General features: G+C 53.2%; 25 protein-coding genes. 22 read left to right on the forward strand and 3 right to left on the reverse strand.

From position 1 onward, the window contains the following. The first annotated feature begins 30 nt into the window (after window positions 1-30). The 4 genes from J1784_RS23970 (at window position 31) to J1784_RS23980 (ending at window position 5,470) form a co-directional block, all read left to right on the forward strand. A complete protein-coding gene (locus J1784_RS23970; RefSeq protein WP_217151268.1) occupies window positions 31-2,268 on the forward strand; it encodes a replication endonuclease in 2,238 nt (745 codons plus the stop codon). A gap of 241 nt (window positions 2,269-2,509) precedes the next feature. Beyond that, window positions 2,510-3,457 (forward strand): ABC-three component system protein, encoded by a 948-nt coding sequence (locus J1784_RS23975; protein ID WP_217151269.1) that lies wholly within the window; start codon window positions 2,510-2,512, stop codon window positions 3,455-3,457. Window positions 3,458-3,491: 34 nt separating this feature from the next. Then, complete coding sequence (locus tag J1784_RS26760) at window positions 3,492-3,686, forward strand: ABC-three component system middle component 8 (RefSeq protein WP_338019945.1); 195 nt, start codon at window positions 3,492-3,494, stop codon at window positions 3,684-3,686. Beyond that, entirely contained in the window at window positions 3,683-5,470 is a 1,788-nt protein-coding gene (locus J1784_RS23980; RefSeq protein WP_217151270.1) for a DUF2326 domain-containing protein, read from the forward strand. Before J1784_RS26760 ends, J1784_RS23980 begins: the two co-directional genes overlap by 4 nt. A 94-nt stretch (window positions 5,471-5,564) precedes the next feature. On the opposite strand, the gene J1784_RS23985 is transcribed toward J1784_RS23980, so the two are convergent. The 3 genes from J1784_RS23985 to J1784_RS23995 are packed head-to-tail and all read right to left on the reverse strand — an operon-like array spanning window position 5,565 to window position 8,760. Next, a complete protein-coding gene (locus tag J1784_RS23985; RefSeq protein ID WP_420803993.1) occupies window positions 5,565-5,891 on the reverse strand; it encodes an Ogr/Delta-like zinc finger protein in 327 nt (108 codons plus the stop codon). Further along, entirely contained in the window at window positions 5,888-6,955 is a 1,068-nt protein-coding gene (locus J1784_RS23990) for a phage portal protein (RefSeq protein WP_217151271.1), read from the reverse strand. Before J1784_RS23990 ends, J1784_RS23985 begins: the two co-directional genes overlap by 4 nt. Continuing rightward, window positions 6,952-8,760, reverse strand: a complete 1,809-nt coding sequence (locus J1784_RS23995; protein ID WP_217151272.1) for a terminase large subunit domain-containing protein — start codon at window positions 8,758-8,760, stop codon at window positions 6,952-6,954. Before J1784_RS23995 ends, J1784_RS23990 begins: the two co-directional genes overlap by 4 nt. A 176-nt stretch (window positions 8,761-8,936) precedes the next feature. Between J1784_RS23995 and J1784_RS24000 the strand changes: the two genes are divergently transcribed. The 18 genes from J1784_RS24000 to J1784_RS26585 all read left to right on the forward strand — a co-directional run bounded on the left by J1784_RS24000 (window position 8,937) and on the right by J1784_RS26585 (window position 23,552). Next, complete coding sequence (locus J1784_RS24000; RefSeq protein ID WP_217151273.1) at window positions 8,937-10,034, forward strand: GPO family capsid scaffolding protein; 1,098 nt, start codon at window positions 8,937-8,939, stop codon at window positions 10,032-10,034. Window positions 10,035-10,066: 32 nt separating this feature from the next. After that, window positions 10,067-11,101, forward strand: a complete 1,035-nt coding sequence (locus J1784_RS24005) for a phage major capsid protein, P2 family (RefSeq protein WP_217151274.1) — start codon at window positions 10,067-10,069, stop codon at window positions 11,099-11,101. Between the two features lie 4 nt (window positions 11,102-11,105). After that, window positions 11,106-11,810, forward strand: a complete 705-nt coding sequence (gpM, locus tag J1784_RS24010; protein WP_217151275.1) for a phage terminase small subunit — start codon at window positions 11,106-11,108, stop codon at window positions 11,808-11,810. Window positions 11,811-11,915: 105 nt separating this feature from the next. After that, entirely contained in the window at window positions 11,916-12,389 is a 474-nt protein-coding gene (locus tag J1784_RS24015; RefSeq protein ID WP_217151276.1) for a head completion/stabilization protein, read from the forward strand. Next, window positions 12,386-12,862 (forward strand): phage tail protein, encoded by a 477-nt coding sequence (locus J1784_RS24020; RefSeq protein WP_217151277.1) that lies wholly within the window; start codon window positions 12,386-12,388, stop codon window positions 12,860-12,862. The genes J1784_RS24015 and J1784_RS24020 overlap by 4 nt, the downstream gene beginning before the upstream one ends. After that, entirely contained in the window at window positions 12,856-13,554 is a 699-nt protein-coding gene (locus J1784_RS24025; RefSeq protein ID WP_217151628.1) for a hypothetical protein, read from the forward strand. Before J1784_RS24020 ends, J1784_RS24025 begins: the two co-directional genes overlap by 7 nt. 5 nt (window positions 13,555-13,559) lie before the next feature. After that, the gene (locus J1784_RS24030) at window positions 13,560-14,702 is read left to right on the forward strand and encodes a DUF2586 domain-containing protein (protein ID WP_217151278.1); all 1,143 of its coding nucleotides are present in this window, start codon (window positions 13,560-13,562) and stop codon (window positions 14,700-14,702) included. A gap of 3 nt (window positions 14,703-14,705) precedes the next feature. Further along, complete coding sequence (locus tag J1784_RS24035; protein WP_217151279.1) at window positions 14,706-15,161, forward strand: phage protein; 456 nt, start codon at window positions 14,706-14,708, stop codon at window positions 15,159-15,161. Window positions 15,162-15,165: 4 nt separating this feature from the next. After that, complete coding sequence (locus J1784_RS24040) at window positions 15,166-15,468, forward strand: phage holin family protein (protein ID WP_217151280.1); 303 nt, start codon at window positions 15,166-15,168, stop codon at window positions 15,466-15,468. Next, the gene (locus tag J1784_RS24045; RefSeq protein ID WP_217151281.1) at window positions 15,465-15,806 is read left to right on the forward strand and encodes a M15 family metallopeptidase; all 342 of its coding nucleotides are present in this window, start codon (window positions 15,465-15,467) and stop codon (window positions 15,804-15,806) included. The genes J1784_RS24040 and J1784_RS24045 overlap by 4 nt, the downstream gene beginning before the upstream one ends. After that, window positions 15,806-16,192, forward strand: coding sequence for a hypothetical protein (locus J1784_RS24050; protein ID WP_217151282.1), 387 nt, complete (start codon window positions 15,806-15,808; stop codon window positions 16,190-16,192). The genes J1784_RS24045 and J1784_RS24050 overlap by 1 nt, the downstream gene beginning before the upstream one ends. A gap of 102 nt (window positions 16,193-16,294) precedes the next feature. Then, window positions 16,295-16,570 carry a putative phage tail assembly chaperone gene (locus tag J1784_RS24055; RefSeq protein WP_217151283.1) on the forward strand — a complete coding sequence of 92 codons (276 nt, stop codon included), beginning with the start codon at window positions 16,295-16,297 and terminating at the stop codon, window positions 16,568-16,570. A 50-nt stretch (window positions 16,571-16,620) separates the two neighbouring features. Further along, complete coding sequence (locus J1784_RS26955; RefSeq protein ID WP_420804000.1) at window positions 16,621-16,758, forward strand: DUF6890 family protein; 138 nt, start codon at window positions 16,621-16,623, stop codon at window positions 16,756-16,758. Window position 16,759: 1 nt separating this feature from the next. Then, on the forward strand, window positions 16,760-19,057 hold the full coding sequence (locus J1784_RS24060; protein WP_238485694.1) for a phage tail tape measure protein: 2,298 nt from the start codon (window positions 16,760-16,762) through the stop codon (window positions 19,055-19,057). Further along, window positions 19,054-19,389 carry a DUF2590 family protein gene (locus J1784_RS24065; RefSeq protein WP_217151284.1) on the forward strand — a complete coding sequence of 112 codons (336 nt, stop codon included), beginning with the start codon at window positions 19,054-19,056 and terminating at the stop codon, window positions 19,387-19,389. Before J1784_RS24060 ends, J1784_RS24065 begins: the two co-directional genes overlap by 4 nt. Continuing rightward, window positions 19,382-20,566, forward strand: a complete 1,185-nt coding sequence (locus J1784_RS24070; RefSeq protein ID WP_217151285.1) for a baseplate J/gp47 family protein — start codon at window positions 19,382-19,384, stop codon at window positions 20,564-20,566. Before J1784_RS24065 ends, J1784_RS24070 begins: the two co-directional genes overlap by 8 nt. Further along, window positions 20,559-21,149 carry a hypothetical protein gene (locus tag J1784_RS24075; protein WP_217151286.1) on the forward strand — a complete coding sequence of 197 codons (591 nt, stop codon included), beginning with the start codon at window positions 20,559-20,561 and terminating at the stop codon, window positions 21,147-21,149. Before J1784_RS24070 ends, J1784_RS24075 begins: the two co-directional genes overlap by 8 nt. A gap of 9 nt (window positions 21,150-21,158) precedes the next feature. Then, window positions 21,159-23,552 carry a phage tail-collar fiber domain-containing protein gene (locus J1784_RS26585; RefSeq protein ID WP_238485695.1) on the forward strand — a complete coding sequence of 798 codons (2,394 nt, stop codon included), beginning with the start codon at window positions 21,159-21,161 and terminating at the stop codon, window positions 23,550-23,552.

Raw genomic sequence — 23,552 nt, forward strand, 5'->3', positions numbered from 1 at the left:
ATTAACAATAAAACTAACACCAAGGGCCGCATGGCCCACACTCCACCTCCTTCATACCCCGACAACGCTGACGCGTTCGCTGGGGTTTATCCGTGGAATGCCCCTTTAAAAGCGATCGGTGTCGACAAAACACCTGCACCGGTTGTTGCCGTCTCGCCGGTGGAACAGCATCCCGCCGTTGTTGCTCACCTCAACCGCCTAGAAAAAAAGGGCGCTCATGAATCTGACGAGATCAGCACGGTATTGCGTGACCTGCTAAAAGCCCGCGCAGCTGCCGAACGCAGCGCTTTCGAACGTGCCCTGACGACGTGGTCACAATCACCGGAAGGTGTCGAAGCGCGGTTCCATGACCAACCGTTTTTTATACGCGCCCCCTTTGAGAAAAAAATAGCCTGGCTTCGCGATAATCGCGGGACTAAGCACACCAATGCGTTTTTGATGGGCACCATTAAGAATTCATTGTTGCGCCTGGACGCCGTCCGTAAATACCACGGCGTCAGCACCGGCCACGACTCCGAATTCATCGCGTATTACCGCCCGTCATATTGCCACCTGGCTGAGTTCTCTAAATCCAGAGTCAAAACGCTGGGTAACGAAATCGCCGGGCGTCTGAATGAAATGTTCACGACGGCCATAGACGAACGCGGTGGTAACGCCGCCGCCCTACCTGACGCTGAACTGTTATTTATTTATCGTCATATGGCCGTGGAGGTTCATGCGTTGCGCGTGCGGCCACCGTTTTGGAAGGTAATCAGCCCGTTATTCAATCCGCCTGAACTGCCGCCTGAACCGCTCAACCGTGCTGTTTTCGTGTCTGCTATGGCTCGCATGATTAACCCAGACTGGTGGGAGCACCAATTGTGGCGGCTGCGTGGCGACTGGAGGGAAAACCAACTCCGCGCGATGGGCAATGTTCACAAAAGGGCCACGCCTTACATCAGCCGCGACGCGCTGGCCGACTGGCTGGAGCAACGCAGGAAAAACCGTGAGTTTTTTAAATCACACGAACTGGAGGACGACGAAGGGAACCGCGTATCTCTGGAATCAATGGTCGATGCCAGTATCAGTAATCCTGCAATCCGTCGTCACGAACTTATGGCCCGCATGAAAGGCATAGAATTTGTCGCCCAGTCACGTGGCGACGTCGGCGTTTTTTATACCATCACCTGCCCGTCGAAATACCACGCCACGAATGCCAGCGGCCACGCTAACCCGAAATGGAACCACAGCGACGTTAAGCAGGCGCAAAAATACCTTACCAATCTTTGGAGCCGCATCGGTTCGAAGCTGGGGCGGGAAGGCTTGCGGATTTACGGTTTCCGTGTGGCCGAGCCACACCACGACGAAACACCGCATTGGCATCTTTTGCTGTTTATGCACCCGGAAGAACGCAACGCGATCACCAGCATTATGCGCAGCTATGCCGTCAAAGAAGACCGCGCCGAGCTGGGTAAACGCACCGGCGCCCGCTTTACGGCTAAACGCTTAGACCCGAAGAAAGGCAGCGCGACCGCCTACATAGCGAAATACATTTCGAAGAATATCGACGGTTACGCCCTGGACGGCGAGAAAGACCACGAAACCGGCAAGCCGTTGAAAGAAACCGCACGCCTGGCAATGGCCTGGGCATCCCGTCACCGCATCCGCCAGTACCAGCCAATCGGCACACCACCGGTCACGGTCTGGCGGGAACTGCGCAAACTCAATAACGCGCTGCAAGCTGAACTGATTAAGTCGCGCGGTTATAAGCGCGGCCAGCGCCTGTTATCTGACCCAGAAATGGACGCGGTAATGGCGGCGGCGGATGCCGGTTGTTTTGCTACTTACATCATGAAACAGGGCGGCGTGCTCATTCCCCGCGAAAGTTACGTCGTGCGCCTGGCTTACCATGACGCTGACAAGCCGAATGCTTACGGCGAAATCGTAGAAAAGATTTTCGGTATTTTCTCGCCGCGTCTGGGCGAGGACTCCCGCGTTTGTACCCGTCTTAAAACATGGACGATTGTCGCCAAACTCAAAACACCACAGGCCGAAGACGCACGCGAAACCCCGGAGGTTTTGACCTTACCGGACGGCCCCGCCGTCCCTTGGAGTTCTGTCAATAACTCTACGAGAGAGGAAATTTTAAACATCACTCTGAGAGTTGAAGACAGAAATTTCGAGGATATTACCCCTGACTTTGATCACTTCACCGACAAAGACCAACGCGCCCTATTGCGCAGGCTGAGATACGAATCAATAGCATCGAAGAAGCATAAAGTCATTTAACTGAAAGCTCATCAATGTTCGATTGAGCAAAAAAATTCAATCTAACAATCAGTTTTGTACCAAAAGCAGACTTTTGATTATACTGTGATGATTAGACTTAACTTGCTTTGCACACTAGCCTGGTTGGCTAGTCACAAAACCCAAGTCAGCAATTTTAGCTAGTAGTTAGTTAAAGCTTTCTACTTATTAATCTTAGTGCTGGCTATAGAATAATAGACTTATATTGATATGGACATTCGAAATGAACTATAACTATTCAGACCTTTCTCCTACTCAATTCGAGCATCTTGTCATTCTTCTTTGTTATGAGATTTTTGGCATAGGAGCTGAAACTTTTTCGGATGGCCCTGATGGAGGCCGTGATTCTCGGTTTGAAGGCTTAGCGCAAATTTACCCGTCTACTAATAGACCATGGGACGGACTAACCGTTATACAAGCAAAACACACTATTAGCTATAATAGTAAATTCAATGACCCTGATTTTTTCAATCCGACTGCTGAAACTGCAACGATTACAGTTGAAGTAAACAACATAAAAAAGCTAATTGCTAATGATGGAATTAATAACTACATTATTTTCTCCAATAGAAAGCTACCATCAAACGCAAACGAAAAGATTAAAAATTATATTTCCGAGCAAACTGGACTTGCCAAGGAAAATATTGGGTTGATGGGAACAGAAGGTATGGCTCTTTATTTCAAGAAGTTCCCTCACATCGCAAAAGCTATTGACTTGAATCCTTATGATGTCCCTTTAAGCATTCAACCCGATGACTTGGCGGAAATTATCATCTCAATTAAAGATGCATTACCTGACATTAAAAATAAAAAGATCGAACCGAACCTTGAACGGACAGATTTTATTTCAAAAAATAAAATTAATAACCTCACCCACAGCTATTCTCAAGCCATACTAAAGAAAATAGGGGATTTTTATGAGATTGAAGACTTCCTATCAATGCCAGAGAATGAAGAATATCAACAAAAATACGCTGAGACTGCTGAAGAGTTGCATGCAAAGATTTGTATATACAAACACGACAATCACTTATTTGATCAGGTCATTGAAAATACAATAAACATTATAATAAATAGAGATAATGACTGCAGAAGAAATAAAATGCTTACACGCACTATGATTTATTATATGTATTACAAGTGTGATATTGGTGAAAACAATGCTGCTTAAACCAAACAAAAATGCCGATCCAAATCTAACTATTATGGCAATATCAGCATTTTTACTCAAAAAATTACAGAAGAACCAATTTGAGAAATTTACCGATCTGAGATTAGCACTGGTTGAACACCATAAAGACTCTGTTTCTTTATTGGAACCGTCGCTTGAATTTCTATTTATTCTCGGATTAGTTGAGTATCATCCAAAAAACGACTTAGTAGAGTACACGGGCTCATGAAAATTTCAAAAATTTACTCAAACTTACCCAATATTTTTGAGCCAATTAATTTCAATGATGGTTTTAATGTCATAATTGGGGAGATTCAGCTCCACAGCGATCATGGAAAAGACTCACACAACTTGGGAAAAAGTAAGCTTGCAGATCTTATCGACTTTGGTTTTTTAAAGAAACGCAGTAAAGAAATGTTCCTGTTCAAGCATCTTGACCGATTTGCTAGTTTTACATTCTATTTTGAAGTAAAACTTAACGACGGCAAATTTATAACAATACGTCGCTCAGTTTCCGACAATAGTAAAATATATATAAAACGCCATGATTACAACCGTCAGAACTTTACTGATTTACCAGACAATGAATGGGATTACAAAAAACTTGCGATAGCCAATGCAAAACTATTACTTGACAGCATATTGAATCTCACTTCTATTTCACCTTGGGACTATCGCATGGCAATTAGCTATGCATTACGTCGACAAGATGATTTTAATGATATTTTTCAGTTAAAGAAATTTGGCTCAAAACATATTCATTGGAAGCCTTACATTGGTCATTTACTTGGTTTTAATGCTGAAAACCTCACTATTAATTACGAGTTAAAAAACAGCATTGACAAAATCAATGAAAAACTAATTGAACTACAGAAAGAAATTGGTTTATATCAAGGTGATGAAGAAGAGATGCTTAAAGACACTTTAAGTGTCTGGGTACAAGAAGCACACATATTAGAGGAGCAATTAGATTCATTTAATTTCGATGCAGCAGACACTAATATAGTAGAAGAGTTGTCAGAACACATCGACACAGAAATTGATGAACTAAACAGAATTCGCTACTACATAAACACTAACTTGAAAAAATTACGTAAAGCAGAATCAAAGCAACCGACTGATTTTAATATTTCCAAGACAGAACAACTCTTCAAAGAGGCTGGAGTTATATTTGGGGAGCAGATTAAAAAGTCTTATTCGCAACTTGTAGAATTTAACCACAAAATAACCATAGAGCGTTCAGGTTTCGTAAAGAAACAGATTTATGATTTGGAACAACAACTGCTAAGTGTAACTTCAAGACTTACGGAGCTCAATACACAAAAATCACAACGCGTTAGTTTCCTGACAAATACAAATACATTTGAAAAGTATAAAGAAGTTTCAAATCGTTTAGTGAGAATCAATACTGAAATACATTACATTCATAGCAAACTTGAAATCAGCGAGCAGATAAAAGCTAGAAAGAGTGAATCAAGGTTACTAAGCAACCAAAAGAGTGAAGTGGTTGAGAAAATAAGATTGGACCGCGAATCTGTCACACACTCGGAGACCTCAATTTACAAGTTAGTCAAAGAAAACTTTTCCACTTTTGTCAAGCTTGTACTCGATAAAGATGGTCGTATATCGACAGAACAAAATCAGGAAGGCAACCTTGTATTCCATGCTGGCTTCATTAACGGAGATTTTAATTTTACAAGTGAATCGGATGGCTGCAGTTATAAAAAAATCCTTTGTATGGGCTATGACCTTGCCATTTCCCTAGCTTATTCAAATAAAAACTTCATCCGTTTCATTTATCATGATGGCGGTCTAGAGACGCTGGATAGCCGTAAGAAGATAGAGTTTTTAAAATATGTTCGCATAATACCTGAACTATATGGGATTCAATATATTCTTACTGTAATTGATTCAGATCTCCCTGAAGGGGTGGAATTTACTGAAGATGAAATAGCACTTAAGCTTCATGACAATGGGAATGATGGCTTGTTATTTAAAATGCCACCTTGGTGATTAACAGGTCATATCCCCCTGTTAATCATATTGTATATATTGATTTTTTAAGTTTTTATCTAAGAACAGCCGTATCCTCATATCCTATTTTTGGCTACGGCAAGGAATCATTTAACAGATTTAAAGCGAATTGACGTTCATCCGGTTTGAGCTGGTCAATCAGGTATTTCACCAATTTATTGCCGGTAAGCCCACTAGGGCTAAGTGAGTGTGAAAAAGTCGCGTTAAAAACGAACGTATGGCCGCACTCAACTTCTGAACAGGCGCAGTATAAATCCGCCAGTTTCTTATCTTTCCAGTCCGATTTTCGAATGGTGGCCGGTGATCCACACTCAGGACAATTAATTTTAAAGATGCGCATGATTCCGCCCCCGCACGCCAGTGCCAATAATGACGCTGATTTTAGCTTATCTGCGCTCATTTTTCGCCCTTATCAGGGCTAATTACGGGGATTTCAACGTCAAATTTCAGGTGTAAATGTGGAGGGATCTCCCTGTCGGTGTTGATGCCGTTCATAAACTTACGTTGCAGCGGGATCACCTCGTCCTTGCGATAGGTTTCGCGGGCCGTTTCCGGGTTCCCCATCACGGCGCCGTTTGTCGGGATAATACCGGCCAGACCAGCCGGGAACCGGTGGGCAGTAAAAACGTCCTGTGCGGTAATCCCTTTAATATTCGCAAATTCGTCTTTCGCGCTAACTTCGCCGACCGGCAAAAGCTTCACCCCGTCCGGATCACCTTTCGGAATGTTGATAAACATATTGCGAAAGTTGCCCAGCCCTTTGGACTGCTCAATCTTAGTTTTGATTTCGGCTTCCACTTCGCCGGTGATGTTCGGGTCATTGGCATAGAGAATAAAGCCCATGTGTGCGCCGTTGTTATAGTAACGACGCCTGAAAATCGTCGCCTCACTGTTGAGTAACACCGAATGGATGCCGCCGATGTAGTCCGGCAGTCCGTAAACCTGTTGGCGTGGATCATACATTTTGAAGAACACCACGTCGCGCGGGTCGTATACCAGCGGTGGCCCCTCCTGCAATACAGCAAACTCCCCAGTTTTTCGGCAACGCAGATACAGCGACGGCAGCGGCAGCAGGTCGATCACCTCCCCGAAGACGTTACGAATTTTTAAGACGGCCACGTCCCCGAAGGTCAGGTAGTCGAAAGCCATTTGTTCCACCTGGTCACTGGACAACCCGCCGCCCAGATAGCCACCGGCCACCATGTTACGCCGTGCATACAGTACGCCACCGTGCTGGCCGTTAAGGTTCGGCAGCTGTGCCAGGGCCATGCGGTCAATTGGTAAACTCCAATGGTCATAAGCATTGTCATACCAGATATTCAGGTAATCCGTGCCCGTCGTGAGAATGGGTTCCGGTTCGCCGAAGGTGATAACGCTGCCCTTACCGGCCATCGGGGAAAATGTTTTCGGTCGCGCAGCTGCGGCGCCGTGCTGTTTTTTTTGCTTACGCTGTTTCGTTGTCATGCTGCTTGTCCAAAGGCCCAGGTAGACGGGCGGTCAAATTCGTAGTCGATTGGTTCATTTATCACGGCGTGAGAAATGGCGAAGAACACGTCCGCGTGTCCGGTGGCGTCCGAGCGTTCGGCGACGAACGTCAGCGCGTTGCCGCTGGCCGTTGTCGTCCGGCGTATAGCCATGAAACTGGCCGGGATTTCGGCGCGTTCATTATTCGTTTCGTCCTGGGCATCTTTGGCCCACTCGATGCGCTTACGTTCCACCACGTCGATCATCTTCATCACCAAACGGTTTTTACTCTCGACGCTGTACAAAATGGCGTGGGCTTCACGCGGCGCAAACTTCGTTACCAGGTCATATACCCCTTTACCGATGCCGGTCGTATCGATGCCGATATAGGTGATGTTAAACCGGCGCATCAGCTGTTTGATCTGCTCGGCCTGCCAGCTGAAATTAAGCCCCTGCCATTGGTAAATGGCGAGAACGCGGAAGCGCTCGCCGTCGTGTATCGGCGGGGCCACTATCACAAAAGTGGAATTGTCCCCCGACCGCGACGGGTCAAAACCGGCCCAAACCTCACGGTTTCCAAATGGCCGGGCGGCGGTCGTGTCGTAATCTCCCCAGGTTCCCGCATCCACTTCACACGCCACCAGGGCGGCCAGCTTGAACACGGCGTCCTTACTGTCGACGAACTGGCACATGTAAAGCATGGCGAAGGCGGTCGGATTGTATTTATTGCGCAGGCGCTCAATGTCGACCAGGGCGGCGAGTCCGCCTTCGATAGCGTCTTCCATGGTGATGATGTAACGCCAGATTTCATCCGGGCAGCGGATGCCCGCTTCTCGCAATGCCTTCTCTTTGGGAAAGACCTTACCTTTGCGTTTCGGGTCGTCCTCGCTCCACGCCTCCCCCGTCCACACGGTATAGGCCTGGTGAGTCTTAGCGCTGGGTGTTGAAAAATAGGTCGTGCGAAATTTGTTATGCGTCGCCATAGCTGACGCCACTTCATGCAGGCGGGTGAATTTCGGGATCCAAAACACCTCGTCACCGTACAGGTGGCCGTTAAAGCCCTGCGCCGTACTGGCATTGGTAGACAAAAACCGCAGAACGGCGCCGTTGCTGAGTCGGATATTTTTCCCGGTCAGCGTCACGCCGAAATGTTGCTGTGCAATCTGGACGATGTATTCGCGGAAGATTTCGGACTGTGCGCGAGAGGCCGAGAAAAAGACCTGATTGTCGCCACTGATGACCGCGTCTTCGAAGGCTTCCCAGGCAAAATAGTAGGTCATGCCTACCTGGCGGCTTTTCAGGATAAACCGCCAGTCTTCATCCTTGTGCTCACGGCAATGCAGCTGGTAGTCGAACAGATGTTCACGTGCCCACTCGTCGAGCATTTCTGCCGTGATGCCGGACACGTCGTTTTTCTTATAGCGGCGTTTGCGCCCTTCTTCTGGTTCACCGTCCGGGCCGTGTCCGCCCTCATAGCTCGCCGCGCTTTTGGCCTTAATCTCGGCCATCTTCTCGGCGTGCTTATTGTGCTGGGCCATCAGCTTGACGTGCTGGGCGACCAGGTCGCGGAGTTCTTCCAGTTCCAGGGAGGTTTTTTTCTCCCGGCGCGTCAGCTGGTCAATGCGCCGGGCGATCACATGCTCGACGGATTCGACCGGCAGCAGGGATGCCCACTGGCCGACGTCCGCCCAATGGTAAATGGTACGCGGCGGGAGGTTTAATTCCTGCGCGATATCTTTCGGCTGCCAGCGTTTAATATATAAAGCGCGGGCGGCCTCTTTTATTTCATCTGAATATTTAGCCATGCGTCTATTATGACGGGATAAAACAAAGCAATTTATCATTAAATATCGGCAATAGTAGGTTAACGCCTTATATCCGAATGCACCCGAAATAAAGCGGGTGCGCGTTATTCCTCAATTCGTAATACTGCCCTCCACAGAATACCGTCTGATAAATTTATTAATTATTAAGGTCAGTTATGCCGCAACCTAATTACCGTACTGAATGGCTTTGTATTGCCACGTCGGGCCAGGCTGTAGACGGTCGCGTCATTGAAGCGCAATGGCTGAATGATGCGGCAGAAACTTACACCCGTAACACTTACACCGCCATGATTTGGCCGCACCACCCGCAGTATGACTTAGGCGAACGCGAATTCACCTGCAACCTGGGCGAAGTCGACGCGCTGAAAGTGGAAAACGAGGGCGACGTCACCAAGCTTTACGCCCAGCTCATTCCGAATCAGTTTTTAATCGACGCCAACCGGATGGGGCAAAAGTTATTTACCTCCGCTGAGTTTATTTCTGACTTCGCAGGGAGTGGTAAAGAATATTTATTCGGCCTTGCTGTAACGGATATTCCCGCCAGTCTGGGGACGGAAAAATTAAAGTTCATTTTAGCGGGCGAAGAAAAAGATGCCGCGCGCGGAAGTTTAGAAACGTTCAGCCTCGGCACGTTAAAGAATAATAAGGCTGAAAAGAAAGAATCCTCTTTATGGGCGAAGTTATTTTCCTCCCGCAAAGAGTTTACGCCAACGCCAGAACCCAATACCGACACTGAAACCAACAAGCCCACCGAGGGCGAGGAACAAAAGATGGATGAGTTAAAAGCCCTCTTAGAACAAATGCTCAAAATGATGCAAGACGGCCAGGCAGCTGCCGAAGGTGAAAACACCGACGCAGATACCCCGGAACTGGCCGCCGACGAAGTCGCCGACGTTGCCGAAAATATCGCGGATGCCGCCGAACAGGTAGCAGAACTGGCCCAAGACGTTGCCGAGAACCCGGAAGACGAAGTCAAAGCGGCAGAATTTACCGTTGCGAAAGCCAATCTGGTGAAAGCCATGAAGGCGTTTAACGTCGGTTCCAAACCGGTGAAAACATCCCGCCGTGAACGTCGTCAGTTCAGCGCACAGCGCCGGAAGGCTGATAAACCCCGCACGCCTGCTGATGTGTTTACCCAGTTCTCTGCCCAGTTGACAGACGTCATGACGAAGCTGTCAGCGCAGGAAAGCGGCGGAACGCGACGTCCGGGCAATGCGCCGGGCGGCAGTAACAAACCCCGCGAACTGGTTTAAGCCGTTTAGCCCCTGTTTTTAAGGAAAACACCATGCACCACAGTCAGCAATTATCTTCCCAGGCGGAGGAGCGTCTTCTCAAGTTTACCGCTGCCCTGGCGAAATCATACGGCGTGCGTGACACCGCGAAATTTTTCGCGATCACGCCGCCAAAAGAAACCGCCCTGCGCGATGCCCTGCTTGAGCGCTCGGATTTCCTGCGCCTGATTAACGTCACCGACGTCAGCCAGACCACCGGCCAGGTTATCAGCACCGGTAAGCCGGGCATTTATACCGGTCGTAAGAAAAATGGCCGTTTTAGCCGTCCACTGGGCGTAGACGGTAACGAATACAAACTCGCAGAAACGGATTCCGGCTCGTATCTGGATTACAACACCCTGACCAACTGGGCAAACTCCGGCAGCGAAGACGAATTCTTCCAGCGCATCCAGGCATTCAGCAATGAATCCTTTGCCCTCGACATGCTGCGCGTCGCCTTTAACGGTGTAAGCGTTGCCGAAGACACCGACCCGGAGAAAAACCCGAACGGCGAAGACGTCAACATCGGCTGGCACAAAATCGTCAAAGACCGCACACCGGCCCAGATTATTGCCGACACCGTCACCCTGGGCGGCACCGGCGCCGATTTCGTGTCTTTAGACGCGGCGGTCACTGACCTGCTTCACGCCTGCATTCTGGAACAATTCCGTAATGATCCGCGCCTGTGCGTGCTGATTTCCGGTGACCTTATCGGTAAAGACGCCACCACCATGATGAACATGGTCGACCGTCCGACTGAGAAAGTCGCCGCGCAGCTGATGAACCGCCAGATTGCCGGGCTGGACGTTTACACCCCGCCGTTTATGCCAGAAGGCCGTTTGATCATCACCACGCTGGATAACCTGCATATCTATACGCAGGCCGGTACCCGCAAGCGTAAAGCCGACTGGAGCGACGACCGCAAGCAGTTCGAAAACAGCTATCTGCGCATGGAAGGTTACGCCGTAGAGCACGATGAACTGTATGCCGCCTTCGACAAAATCACGTTGGCGGAACCGGTCACCCCACCAGAAACCAACGGAGAGTAACGCGATGGCCATGTCCCCGTGTCAACGCCACCGTGCGCAGGTTAAGGCCGCCAAAGCGCTGGACAACCGCGAAGCGCTCACCGCTTCGCCGGTCAGTTTCCACCTGCAAAAGCTGGAACTGCAAAGCGACGTCACGCAGCTGCGCAGCCTGCCGCGCACAGAAGACCGCGTCGAGTTCAAGCGCGATCACCTGCTGCCGCGCTGGTTGCCGACCGTAGAAGCCTACCTCGCCGGTGATAAGCGTTATGCAAATCCGGCCCTGGTGTACTGCGTGATCTGGCTGTTTGACACCGGGGAAATGGAAAAGGCGCTGGACTGGGCAGACGCGGCCATCGCCGAAGGTCAGGCCATGCCTGACAACTTCAAAAGCACCTTACCGGCGTTCGTGGCCGATACCGTTATGGAATGGGCCATCACCGAGGCAGAGGCCGGTCACAGCCTGGAACCCTACTTCACCCGGACGTTTAACAACATCCGCGACAAGTGGCGGTTGCATGAAGACATCAACGCCAAATGGTTCAAGTTCGCCGGGCTGTACATGTTGCGCGACGAGAACGGCACGCCGCGAGCCACCGCCGTGGAAGACGTCGACACGCTGGAACAGGCCGACGCCCTGCTCGCCCAGGCGGAAAAGTTCAACCGAAACGCCGGTGTAAAAACCATGCGCGTGAAAATTCAGGCCCGCATTAACAGCCTGGTCGCGCAGTAACGACTACCGCTAGCCGGGGCGGGCGCGGTGGAGGCATAAAGCCCGTAAAGCTTTTTGGCCGTGGAAACCGTTAGCCCGCTTCTCACATTTTTAGAGGTGTACCCGATGAGCGCCCCAAGTTTCAGCATCAGCGGCACGCCGGTGACGTATCAGAACGACACGATCACCAACGGCGTGGCGTTCTGGCCCGATTTGAACCTCGCCGAGTTTCAGAAATCGCGCACCCTGCCCGCCGACCTGCCGCCAGAGATTGCAGGCGTGGCGGTACTGGCCGCCATTGCTGAGGTCAACGACACGCTGGGCGACGTGGTCACCTACTGGACAGGCAAGGGAAACGCCAAGGCTAAGGACGTGCCCGGTGCAACGCTGGGCGATGAAAATCAGCTGACGGCGCAGTACAAAAAGGCCGTCTATGCCAGGGCGAAAGCTGATTTGCTGGGGGAGTTCGCCACCATCGGACGCCGTGAATCGCATCCGGGACAGGAAAGCACCGACACCCGCGCCAACCTGCTGGCCGAGGCGGCTTACGTCATGCGCAACATGTTGCAGCTGCCGCGCGTCGGGGTGCATCTGATATGAGCCAGTTGGAGAGCCTGACCGCATTCATTACCGCGAACCTGCCCCCGGAGGCCATGCAGATGTTTGAAAGCGCGATGGACGATTGCGAGATCAGCCGCAACGCCAAAGCGCTGGGACTGGGGCAAAGGCGCATCGGGATATTGCGATACAACGCGCATTTATCCTGGGACAACTTCCCTTACCGGCGTTTTTCGCCCGGCGTGGTGTATGCCCTGGTGTTGGCGTGGATTGATGAGTACGCCAACGAACTGCACGGACAGTTAAATCTTCCCGACCCCACGGTCGACCCGGAGTTTGACGATGAAGGTTCGTGCATTTTGGACATCGTGGTCGCCCTGGCTGACCCGATCATCATCAAACCCAGCAACACCGGAGCGATACCGTTCAAGGGTGAGCGCTGGGAGCTGGTCGGCGCCGAAGTCTGGACAGCGACAGAGGCCGAGATAGTGACGCAGCACGCGGGTGAATCGTGATCCGCGGTGAACTGAATAAACGTCAGTTGCAAAACCTGCGTGCGGCACTGGCCGCCGCTGATTTACCGCCGAAGAAACGCCAGCGCCTTTTATGGCGTATCGCCAAACTCGGCATCATCGTGGCGTCCAAACGCAACCAGCGGAATCAGGCGAACCCGGACGGTACGCCCTGGTCACCGCGAAAACGCGGCAAGGGCAAGATGCTGCGCGGCCTGCCTAAACTGCTGGCCGTGCGTGAAATGCCCGAAATTCAGGGCGTCAGGATTTACCTCAAGGGCGGGAATTACCGCAACGGGACGAAGCCCATTGCGGCAGGCGTGGTCGGTGCGGCGCAGCAAAACGGCACCCGTACCACCATGAGCGCCGATAAGGCCCCGCGAAAGCCGCAGGCCAACCGGCCCGCGCTGCCGCGACAGGCTAAAAAGCTGCGCGCGCTGGGCTACAAAGTTCGCCAGGGAAAACGCTGGGTGAAGCCATCCAGCAAGAAAATCATGGAAACCATGAGCATGGCCCAGGCGGGGCTGCTGATTAAAAAATTACGGGGCACACCGTCAAAACGCACCTGGACGATTGATTTACCTGGCCGCGTGTTTTTAGGCGTAAGCAACGATGAATTCAACAAAATACTTGCGCGGCAATTGCAGGCGATCGGCTTCGGCTGGGACGTCAACGCGCAGGACATCACGGAGTAACCATCATGACCTGGCCTAATGTCAACGTCAGTCAGATTAACCGCTTCAACGGCACCACGACCGACGTCGAGCGCGTCGTCCTGTATGTCGGCTACGGCACAACCAACGTCGGGAAAACCCAGGCGTTAAACACCGGCAGCGATCTGGATAAAGCCCTGGGCGATAACGCCAGCCTGCTGAAATCCCTGGTTGCCGCCGCTGCGAACAACGCCGGTCAAAACTGGTTCGCCTTCGTTCACGTACTGGCGGCACCCGATACCGAGGCAGAAGACTACACGCCGGATGCCGACTGGATGGCCGCCATTCAGGCCGGGCAGAACGTGGCATCGGTCGAAGGCGTTGTCCTGGCATTCGATACCGAAACACCGGCCACCATCAACCGGGCTACGGAAATGCGATCCACCCTGCAAGCCAAATACGGGCGTTTCGTGTGGTTCGCGCTGTCCGTGGGCGGGCCGCAGTCTGCTGAAACGTGGGCCGACTACCTCACCCGCATGGCCTTGCTGCAAGAAGGGATCGCCTCTCCCGGCGTCCAGCTGGTACCGCGCTTGTGGGGGAGTGAACCCGGCGTTCTTGCTGGTCGCCTGTGCAACCGTTCGGTGACCATCGCCGACAGCCCCGCCCGCGTGGCGACGGGTGCGGTGACCGCGCTCGGCAGCGACAGCCTGCCCAAAGACGGCACCGGCGTAGAGATTGATTTGGCCGTGCTGCAAGCGCTGGAAGCCAACCGGTTCAGCGTGCCGATGTGGTACCACGATTTCGACGGCATTTACTGGTCGGACGGTCGCACGCTGGACGTGGAAGGCGGTGACTACCAGACCATTGAAAACGTGCGCATCGTCGATAAAGCGTCTCGCAAGGTGCGTTTGCGGGCTATCCCGAAAATCGCCGACCGTTCGCTCAACAGCACGCCGGGCAGCATCGCCGCCCACGTGACGTACTTCGGCAAGCCGCTGCGCGATATGGCGATCACCACCCAAATCAACGGGGTGGAGTTTCCGGGCGAAGTCAAACCGCCGAAAGACGGAGACATCAGCATCACCTGGTCGAGCAGCGTCAAGGTGCAAATTTTTATCGTAGTGCGACCGTACGAAAGCGCGAAAGAAATCGGCGTGAGTATCGAACTCGACACCTCACTGGAGAGCTAACCCATGACAGAACGCATTAGCGGCGGTTCGTTCGACGTGAACTATGACAGCGTCATGATCCACGTCGAAAACGCCACGGTGACCATCACCGACAACAGCACCGCCGTGCAAACGCGCGGCGTACCCAACGGCCACGTCAAAGGTTCAGTCACGGCAGACGTCGAAATCGAAGTCGACTCCCTGAACTTCAAGAAATTCACCGCCGTGGCACGTGCGGCGGGTTCGTGGCGTGACATCGCGGAAAAAGACTTCTTGTTCTACGCCAACGTGGGCGACGAAGAGGAAAAAATCGAGGTGTTTGGCTGCGTCCCGACGCTGTCCGACCTGGTCAACATCGCCCCGTCTGAGGCCAGCAAGACCACGAAGAAAATCAAATTCATGGTCACCAGCCCGGACTTTGTCGCGATCGACGGCGTGCCTTATCTGTCAGCCCGCGACACGCGCGACTTGAAAGGATAACGCAATGCCAAACGGTGAAACCTCACTCCTGACCAAGCTGCTGTTAATTGGCGCGGTCATTGGGCTGGGGCAACTCATGGTCAGCAACGAGCGCATTACGGTGCGCACCTTGCTGGGCCGGATAATTTTAGGGTCGGCGGTCGCACCGATCGCCGGGATTGCCCTGCTGCAATTCGAAAACATGCCTGAACTGGCGGTGATCGGCATCGCGTGCGGGCTGGGCATTTTGGGCAGCGCGATCATCGAAGAGTATTTCAAACGCTGGCTAGACCACCGGCTGGCTAAAAAGAGGGGCGAGAACCCATGACACTGAGCCAAAAACAACAGCAGTTCACCCGCATGGTGGGCAAGTTGATCGCCTGGGCCGATGCCAACGGCTACGCCCTGACGTTCGGCGAAGCCTATCGCACGCCGGAACAGGCAAAGCTGAACGCGAAAAGCGGCGCCGGTATCGCCAACAGCCTGCACACCCAGCGTCTGGCCGTGGATTTTAATCTGTTTATCGGCGGCGTCTGGCAGACCGACAGCCGCGCATTCACGCCGCTGGGCGAGTATTGGGAAAGCCTGGGCGGGAGCTGGGGCGGTCGCTTCAAGACCAACCCGGATGGCAACCATTTCAGCCTTGAACATAACGGCATGCGCTGATGTGGCGCGATATGTTGTTTTATTTATATCTCATGTTAGGCGGGGCCTTTTGCGGTTGGATAGCGCACGGCTGGCACGATGCAAAAAACGAACTGGCCGCTAACCAGTCAGCAGAAAAAACCCGCCTGATTGTTACCGAGACAACCCGGCAATCCGGCCAGGCGTTAGAAAACAAATTGTCGGAGCTGAAAGCCAATGAAATTCACACCGAGCGGGAAATCCGCACGGAAATTATTAAGCCGGTGTTTAGCAACGTCTGCGCTACTGATGAGTCTGTCCGGGTGTTCAACCAGGGCGTTGAACGCGCCGAGCGAACCCTATCAGGAAAACCAGCTGACCCTGTGCCCGGTCAACCTGCCTCGACTGGCGGGCAAAACCGGCACTGACTTTAACGCGGCGCTGACACGGTATTTTCAGCTGTATACCGACTGCGCCGCACGACATAACGCCCTGGTGGGCATCATCCGAGAACGTAAGGAATTAGAACAATGAGCATCCCAAAAAATAAAACCATCACCATGACCGTGGCCGGTGTCCCGCTGACCTTTGAGCCAAACAAGACCGCGTTTAATGGCTTGATGAATGAAGTCACCCAGACCAACAAAATGGCGCCCATGGTCACCTATCTGGGCCGCATAGTGTCGCCGGACTCAAAGGCCGCGCTCACGCAGCTGCTTGACGACTATCCGGGCGTTGAGCTGCAAATCGCCGATAAGGTGAATTCGATTTACTCGCCGCAGGTTGAGATTGAAATAAAAAACTAAAGGCGCGGGTAGCGGCCATCCGCGCCAATGCGCTGGAACAGTACCTGACGCTGCGCCGCTATTACCTCCCCCACGAAGACGATACCGAAGAAAGTCTCGCCCGCGCGTTGTGGCTTGACGAGTATTTCGCGCAGACCAAAGCCTATAAAACGGCGGAGGGGATCGCGATAGCCTTAAACGGAAATTGAGATGAGCCATTTAGATTTTACATTGAGCCTAATCGACAAACTGACGCGACCGTTAAAAACCGCGCAGGCGTCGCTGACCGGCTTCGCCGAAAAATCGCAGGCGTCATTTCAAAAAATCGGTATCGGGGCCGCCGCCGTCTGGGCGGTCGCCCAGTCTATCCAGGGCGTAGTCGGCCCGGCGTATGAAATGAATGCGGCGCTTTCGGAGATTGGTACCAAAGGCGTGGCACAAGACACGCTCGATAAGCTGTCAAGCTCGGCGCTTAAATTCAGTATCCGCTACGGCAAAAGCGCGGTCGACGTGGTCAATTCAAGCTATGCGATCAAAGGCGCAATGGCCGGGCTTGCTGACCAGGACTTGCCGCGCGTGACGCTGGCCGCCAACACGCTGGCCGCAGGGGTTAAAGCCAGCGGCGAGGAAGCCGGGGAATACATCAGCGCGATGGCCGCGCGTTTTAACAGTGACCTGTCCAGCCTGGGACACGTGCGTTTTGCCGAAGAACTGGCGGGGAAAACGGCGTACATGGTGCAAAACTTTGGCGTGAAAATGCAGACCATGCAGGAGCTTATCGAAGGCACCAAAAATGCCGGGGCTGACTTTGGCGTCAGCATGGACGAACAGTTCGCCGTGCTGGGCACCTTGTCGCGCACGCTGGGCACCGAATCCAGCGGCATTTATGAGCAGTTCCTCCGCAGTGCGCCCGCCGCTGCCGAAAAGCTGGGCATGAGCTTTGTCGACGCCACCGGCAAGATGCTGCCAATGGGCGATATTCTGCAAAAGCTGCAAGACAAATACGGCCAGAGCATTGAAGGCAACGTCAAGGCCCAGCAGGCGTTAGACGCCGCGTTCGGCGGCGGGGCCGACGTGATTAAAAAACTGTACGGCCAGCAAAACATTCTCAATAAGAGCATCAGCGCACTGGGCCGCAATGACGGCATGAAGCGGGCCGAGGAAATGGCCGCCAAAATGGCGAAACCCTGGGAGCGGATCACCGCGTCTTTTTATGCGATTCGCGTCGCCATTGGTAACACCTTACTCCCTATCCTCACCCCGCTGATTAACCGCGTGGCCGACGTGGGCGCGAAGTTTGCCCGCTGGCTGGATATGTTCCCGAACATCGCCCGCTGGCTGGGTTACATCACGCTTGCCGTGTTGTCCTTTGGCCTGGTCGGCGCCGCTGCAAACATCGTGATGGGCGTGTTTGGCTTCACCATGATGGGGCTGACCGGTATCGCCAAAGTGCTGGGCCTCGCCTGGAAGGCGCTCACCTGGACGCTGAATTTACTGCGCCCCTCCCTGATTACTACCCGTATCGGTCTGGCCGGTCTGTGGATCCAGTCCAAATTACTGGCGGTCTGGACGGGCGTCTGCCGCATGGCCCTGTTTGCCTGGAATGCCGTCCTGAAAGCCGGGGCCATTGCTATGCGCATTTACGGCGCCGCGACGATGTTCGCCGGGGTGGCGATGCAGATTTTGACCAGCCCGATCACCTTAATCATTGCCGCACTGGCCGCGCTGGCCGTGGGTATCTGGTACGTGGTCACGCACTGGGATGAGCTGAAAGCCGCCGTGATGGAAACCGCCGCATTTGCCTGGGTGATGGAGACAGCCGAAAAAGTCGGCCAGGTCTTTGCCGTCGTGTGGGATGCCATCGCCCAGGGCTGGGACGCCGTAGTGCAATTCTTTACCGGCCTGTCCCCGGTCGCCGCGTTCGAAGGGTTTTCCGAGGCCATCGGCAGCGTCTTCAACAAGCTGTTTGACGTGCTGAAAAATACCTTTGCATCGACTTATAACTGGATAGTCGAAAAGCTAAACAAAATCCCCGGCGTCAATATCGACCTGAAAACCGTCGAGACACCGGCGACGAACGCGAAGGTACCCACACAAGCGGGCGCCGTCCCCTCACCGGGTATCAGCCTGCCGCCGCAGCCGGTGGCCGTCCCGTCTGCCGCAGTAAATTTGCCGCCGCCAGTGTCAACGCTGCCGCAGGTGAATGTCCCGGCAGTCCGTGCACCGTCGCTGATGTCGGCCCCGCTTCCCACAGAACTGCCCGCCCCTGCGCTGGCGGCGGCCACAGCTGACAGAGCCAAGCCGCCCAAGCTGGCCGGGGGTGAAAACCTATTATCCGGGAACAAAGTCGGTTCGGTCGTCCCGCGCGAAGGGCTGATGAGCCAGGTTAAATCCGACAGCAAAACCGTCGTCGACAGCCGCAAAACGTGGGGTGATACCTACATCAACGCGCCGAACGGCATTACCCCCGGCCAGCTGGCCGAATGGCAGGAGATGAACGCAGGATGAGCGACACCCCGATTTACATTGATTTGCTGATTACTGGCCGGGATTTCACGCTCGACAGCGGCAACGAGCCGCAGCTGTGCAACAACCGCGTCAGCATCGGCCAGGACATTATTCACAGCATCTTAGAAAGCGGCATCACCGCCAAACTGATAGGCGAACGCAGCCCGACCATGCGCGGCGACGTCCTCACGCAGCTGACCTTGCTGGTAGAAAGTGACACCCGCCTGATACCCGGCACGATTGTGATCACCGAAGAAAGCTTGTCGCGCCTTTACATCACTGCCGAAACCTACGATTTCGGCCAGGTTAGCCAGGGAATGAACTATGACTGAGAAACCGACCGTTGATTTTGAGCAGGTATTGCGCGACAGCGGGATGCCGACCACCGAAGCCGAAATCGACACGGAATTTAAAGCCATCGTAAAAGATGAAAATTATGTGACCAATACGTCGCGCATGTCCCCGTTCTGGCGGCTTATTCAAAAAATCGTCAGCACGCCGGTGCTGTGGCTGAAAGACGTGTTAGTCCAGGTCGTGTTAACCAATATGTTTGTCGCGACGGCCACCGGCCCGATGCTGCGCCTTCTCGCCTGGGCGGTGAACATCGAAGCCAAACCGGCCAGCGCGGCGGCGGGCGTCATCCGTTTTTACAAAACCACCGCCGCCAATGCCGTGACCATTAACGCGGGAACACTTATCCAGACGGAGCGCATCAACGGCGTGGTGTATGGGTTGAGTGTGAACCGCGACGTTACCCTGCCAGCCGGTGTTGAAAGCGGCTTAATCGACGTCACCGCCACGGGTAACGGAACGGGTTACAACCTCGCACCGGGCTATTACCGCATTTTGCCGATCGCCGTGGCCGGTATCGCCAGCGTGGTCAATGAAGATGACTGGCTGACCACGCCGGGCGCCGATGAAGAAACCGACGACGAGCTGCGCGACCGAACCCGCAACCAGTTTAACCTGGTGGGCAACTACCACACGGACGCCATTTACCGCAGCATGATTGCCAGCGTGGTGGGCCTGAGCGTGGATCGCATTTTCTTTTTGCACGATGCCCCGCGCGGCCCCGGTACCGCCAACGCCTATTTGCTGCTCGACAGCGGCGAGACGTCGCAGCCCTTTATCGACGCGGTGAATGACTACATCAACAGCCAGGGCCACCACGGCCACGGCGATGATTTGCAGTGTTTCGCCATGCCTGACACTACGCACACGCTGGCCGTGACGGTGTATGTGCTGAGTAAAGAGAACATGACGGCGGAAGAACTGGCCGAACTGCAATCCGGTGTGACCAACTTGATCCGCTGCGCCTTTCGGGAAAATGCCAACTATGAGGTCAAAAAGACCTGGCCTTACGCTCGCTTCTCTTTTTCCAATCTGGGCCGCGAATTACATAAAACGTTTCCGGTTATCGACTCGCTGAGTTTTTCATTGGCCGACATTATCAGCGAACTTTCCGTCCCGCGTCTGGCCGGGCTGACCGTGGAGATCCGCAATGACTGATTTCCTGACCCAGCTTAAAAGCCTGAAACTGCCGTCATGGATGGATGCAGGCGAACCCGCGAAATTACTCCGGGCAAGCGTCCGCTTTTGGTCACAGGTTTACGAGTGGGTAACCTGGCCGCTCAAACAGTTTGACCCGCTCACCTGTGCCGAACCGCTGTTAAACCTGCTTGCCTGGGAACGCGACATCACCCGGTTTAACGGGGAGCCGTTGAGCCTCTACCGCAAGCGTGTGAATTTCGCCTTCATCAATGCTCAAGACGCCGGGGAGGTTGCCGGGTTTATCGCCATATTCAGCCGCCTGGGCATTGGCTATGTCGAATTGCTGGAGCGTCAGGACGGGCTTGACTGGGACGTCATCGTCGTGCGGGTGACTGATAGCCAGGTTGCGGATAACAGCGATCTCCTTTTAGAGATTATCCGCAAATATGGCCGCACCTGCCGACGCTATCAGTTTGAGGTGATCACCTCGCTGCCCCTGCATATCAACATCGGTTGGTATCAGGGTGAATATATTTGTTACCCGGCCAGCCTGGGCGACATCAACACCGAATTAAGCGCAACGTATAGCGCGAGTTTGTAGGGGAACAACATGTCACAAGCTGTCATTACCAAAGCGTTTACCCAGTGGAAAGCGCAGCAAGCGGTCGATAATAAAGCCGTCACGCTCGACGAATTTATTTTTGCGAACGTGCCGGGTCTGGACGTTACAAAACCTATCAGCAACACCGAAGGCATCCCCGCCGCCGATAAGATTGTGTATCGTCAGGCCGTGGGCAAAACCGGTGTAGTGAATACCAACGCCGTGGTGTATTCGGTCACGCTGGGCGCCGACGTGGGGGATTTTGACTTCAATTGGATTGGGCTGGTTAATAAGGCCAGCGGCACGCTCGCCATGATCATTCACGCCCCGACGCAGCGCAAAGTCAAAAATGCCAGCGGTCAACAGGGCAACGTCCTGGTGCGCTCAATGCTGATGGAATACAGCGGCGCACAGACAGCGACGAGCATCACCACCCCGGCAGAGACGTGGCAGATTGATTTTACCGCCCGCCTGGCCGGGATGGATGAAGCCGATCGCCTGAACGCGCTGGATATTTACGGCGCCGGTGCGTTTTTCGATAACGGCTTTTTAGTGGCAAAAACCGGCACCCAGTATTTTGTGACCAAGGGTTTAGGCTATGTGGGCGGGCTTCGTGCGTCGCTGGCGGCAAATCAAAACGTTGCCGTGTCGACCAAGCCGACCAAAGTCTGGGCAGACGTCAGCTACCAGGGCACGCTGACCAGCGCGTTTAAAACGGACATTAAATTCACCGTTGCGGCCACGCTTGCCGACTACACCACCAACGGCATTGCGCACTATGTCTTTGCCCTGGCGAGTATCGACGCGAACGGCGTTATCACAGACTTACGTCCAAAGGGCAGCAGCCAATATCTGCGCAGGGATAAAAACCTCACCGATATCGCTGATCCAGCCATAGCGCTGAATAACTTAAACGGCGTGCCGAAAACGCGCACGGTGAATAAAAAGCCGCTGACAGCAGACCTTATCCTAACACCGGCGGACGTGGGCGCACTTGCTTCAACTGGCGGCGTGCTTACTGGCGAAATCAAAGGTACCTCTGCGGTATTTTCCGGCTCACTAACACAACGGGAAAACATCGCAAGTTATCGACAACTGATCTCCAGAGCAGATTCGTTTTCAGCATACACCACTTATAACCGGCTTGATCAGGTGGAGGGGGTGCGACCTGGCTCAGTGATCGGAGTTGGCGATATTGCCGCCCGCCTGACAACAGCGGCGGGTGATCCATACGGTCGCATTCTCGCAGGGGTGAGTTTTCAGTACAACACCACCGGTGGCGGAAGGTTATTTCTCAATGCCAGAAATGATGCTGGAGTGGTTAAATCCGCTATCACCTTAGATGGTGATAGCGGCAATGCGACATTTGCTGGTGACACCGAATTTAAAGGATTAGTGAGATTCAGCCGCCATGATGGTGCGTGTGAATTCAGCTCGTCAGATGCTGCGCATCCGTTGATCTCTGTGAACTATTCAGGCGCGGGCAATTTCGGTTTTTGGGATACCACTAACGGCAGGTGGATCCTGCGAAAAAGAGCGTCAAACGTGACGAATGGCACGGCGGATAACTGGGTGATGGACGGCGGTCTGGAAGTTACCGGGGCGTATGGCCTGACACTAACCACCGCATTGCCTATTTCCAGCGGTGGCACCGGTGCAAAAACTGCAACCGAAGCATTAAAAAATCTGGGTGGATTGCCGAGTAATGGCACAGCTGTGGCGGCAACCAAACTAGCCACGGCGCGAAAAATTGCAGGTGTGGCCTTTGATGGCACAAAAGACATTAATCTCACCAACTCGAATGTCGGGCTGGGGAATGTTGGGAATTTTGCCGCCGTTCAGCAAGGCGGCGGTGTAGGTATGCAGACTAATAAAGTCTATATCGGCTGGACGGGGGCGAAGGTCAAAATTCAGGTAGATGCCTCCGACATGGGGGAGGTTTACACCACTAAATTTCCGCCACCGCAGCGCGACTCGTATACAAAATATGAATCCGATGACAGATTTTTAATGCGAGATGGTGCCAGCTGGGCTGGATTTGCTTCTGGCGATGCTGCTAGCCCCTATATGCGTCACCTGTCCAGCAATGCCGTTATTGCCCTGCCCACCAAAGAGCAGTTAAACAACGAAATTGCAGCGACTCGCAATTGGGCGAATAGCGATTTACGTAATGATATTTATGCCTACGGTAATAACCGCTATGTCTACGACGTACAGCGCGGGAGTCAGGCACTTGAGAATGCCTCTTTTACTGCACAGGCCGATTGGGAAGCGCCGACCGGCTGTTTTATGACGGGCATTAAGAACCGGGTTGATTTAGGGGATGCCCGCACGATGGGCAAATATTACCGCGCATTAATGGTCAGAACGGCCAGCGGCGGCTGGCGTCAGGTAGGAAACTAA

Origin of the sequence: Rahnella ecdela (assembly GCF_019049625.1) — a bacterium.
GTDB classification, from domain to species: Bacteria; Pseudomonadota; Gammaproteobacteria; order Enterobacterales; family Enterobacteriaceae; genus Rahnella; species Rahnella ecdela.

Excerpts from the sequence above, each read along its gene's own strand:
- gpM (WP_217151275.1), top strand. The coding sequence starts at position 11,106 with ATGGCCATGTCCCCGTGTCAACGCCACCGTGCGCAGGTTAAGGCCGCC.
- J1784_RS24075 (WP_217151286.1), top strand. The coding sequence starts at position 20,559 with ATGACTGATTTCCTGACCCAGCTTAAAAGCCTGAAACTGCCGTCATGG.
- J1784_RS23980 (WP_217151270.1), top strand. The coding sequence starts at position 3,683 with ATGAAAATTTCAAAAATTTACTCAAACTTACCCAATATTTTTGAGCCA.
- J1784_RS23995 (WP_217151272.1), bottom strand. The coding sequence starts at position 8,760 with ATGGCTAAATATTCAGATGAAATAAAAGAGGCCGCCCGCGCTTTATAT.
- J1784_RS24015 (WP_217151276.1), top strand. The coding sequence starts at position 11,916 with ATGAGCGCCCCAAGTTTCAGCATCAGCGGCACGCCGGTGACGTATCAG.
- J1784_RS24060 (WP_238485694.1), top strand. The coding sequence starts at position 16,760 with ATGAGCCATTTAGATTTTACATTGAGCCTAATCGACAAACTGACGCGA.
- J1784_RS24065 (WP_217151284.1), top strand. The coding sequence starts at position 19,054 with ATGAGCGACACCCCGATTTACATTGATTTGCTGATTACTGGCCGGGAT.
- J1784_RS26760 (WP_338019945.1), top strand. The coding sequence starts at position 3,492 with ATGGCAATATCAGCATTTTTACTCAAAAAATTACAGAAGAACCAATTT.
- J1784_RS24070 (WP_217151285.1), top strand. The coding sequence starts at position 19,382 with ATGACTGAGAAACCGACCGTTGATTTTGAGCAGGTATTGCGCGACAGC.
- J1784_RS24045 (WP_217151281.1), top strand. The coding sequence starts at position 15,465 with ATGACACTGAGCCAAAAACAACAGCAGTTCACCCGCATGGTGGGCAAG.
- J1784_RS23990 (WP_217151271.1), bottom strand. The coding sequence starts at position 6,955 with ATGACAACGAAACAGCGTAAGCAAAAAAAACAGCACGGCGCCGCAGCT.
- J1784_RS24035 (WP_217151279.1), top strand. The coding sequence starts at position 14,706 with ATGACAGAACGCATTAGCGGCGGTTCGTTCGACGTGAACTATGACAGC.
- J1784_RS24005 (WP_217151274.1), top strand. The coding sequence starts at position 10,067 with ATGCACCACAGTCAGCAATTATCTTCCCAGGCGGAGGAGCGTCTTCTC.
- J1784_RS23985 (WP_420803993.1), bottom strand. The coding sequence starts at position 5,891 with ATGAGCGCAGATAAGCTAAAATCAGCGTCATTATTGGCACTGGCGTGC.
- J1784_RS23970 (WP_217151268.1), top strand. The coding sequence starts at position 31 with ATGGCCCACACTCCACCTCCTTCATACCCCGACAACGCTGACGCGTTC.
- J1784_RS24000 (WP_217151273.1), top strand. The coding sequence starts at position 8,937 with ATGCCGCAACCTAATTACCGTACTGAATGGCTTTGTATTGCCACGTCG.
- J1784_RS24050 (WP_217151282.1), top strand. The coding sequence starts at position 15,806 with ATGTGGCGCGATATGTTGTTTTATTTATATCTCATGTTAGGCGGGGCC.
- J1784_RS24020 (WP_217151277.1), top strand. The coding sequence starts at position 12,386 with ATGAGCCAGTTGGAGAGCCTGACCGCATTCATTACCGCGAACCTGCCC.
- J1784_RS26585 (WP_238485695.1), top strand. The coding sequence starts at position 21,159 with ATGTCACAAGCTGTCATTACCAAAGCGTTTACCCAGTGGAAAGCGCAG.
- J1784_RS24055 (WP_217151283.1), top strand. The coding sequence starts at position 16,295 with ATGAGCATCCCAAAAAATAAAACCATCACCATGACCGTGGCCGGTGTC.
- J1784_RS24040 (WP_217151280.1), top strand. The coding sequence starts at position 15,166 with ATGCCAAACGGTGAAACCTCACTCCTGACCAAGCTGCTGTTAATTGGC.
- J1784_RS24030 (WP_217151278.1), top strand. The coding sequence starts at position 13,560 with ATGACCTGGCCTAATGTCAACGTCAGTCAGATTAACCGCTTCAACGGC.
- J1784_RS23975 (WP_217151269.1), top strand. The coding sequence starts at position 2,510 with ATGAACTATAACTATTCAGACCTTTCTCCTACTCAATTCGAGCATCTT.